Source organism: Streptomyces cylindrosporus (assembly GCF_022698165.1).
In the GTDB taxonomy this organism is placed as follows: Bacteria; Actinomycetota; Actinomycetes; order Streptomycetales; family Streptomycetaceae; genus Streptomyces; species Streptomyces cylindrosporus.
This window is the reverse complement of sequence record NZ_JALDAY010000042.1, coordinates 1-493: the sequence shown is the minus strand read 5'-3', so window position 1 is coordinate 493 and position 493 is coordinate 1. Positions and strand designations below refer to the sequence as shown.

The window sequence follows — 493 nt, the reverse complement described above, 5'->3', positions numbered from 1 at the left end:
TGCGCCGGCACCGGGCCACCGGCTTCGGCCTGGAGGCCAAGAAGCCGTACACCGACGGTGTCGTCACCGGCTGGGGCACGGTCGAGGGCCGCACGGTCTTCGTCTACGCGCACGACTTCCGCATCTTCGGCGGCGCGCTGGGCGAGGCCCACGCCACGAAGATCCACAAGATCATGGACATGGCCATCGCGGCCGGTGCGCCGCTGGTCTCGCTGAACGACGGCGCGGGCGCCCGGATCCAGGAGGGCGTCTCGGCGCTGGCCGGCTACGGCGGCATCTTCCAGCGCAACACCAAGGCCTCGGGCGTCATCCCGCAGATCAGCGTGATGCTCGGCCCGTGCGCGGGCGGCGCGGCCTACAGCCCCGCCCTCACCGACTTCGTCTTCATGGTCCGCGAGACCTCGCAGATGTTCATCACCGGGCCGGACGTCGTCAAGGCCGTCACCGGCGAGGAGATCACCCAGAACGGCCTGGGCGGCGCCGACGTGCACGC

The 493-nt window shown here is 71.2% G+C and carries 1 protein-coding gene; it reads left to right on the top strand.

Features of this window, described 5'->3' with window-relative positions:
• A partial coding sequence (locus MQP27_RS50775; RefSeq protein WP_278197495.1) for a carboxyl transferase domain-containing protein occupies window positions 1-493 on the top strand: 493 nt, incomplete at both ends.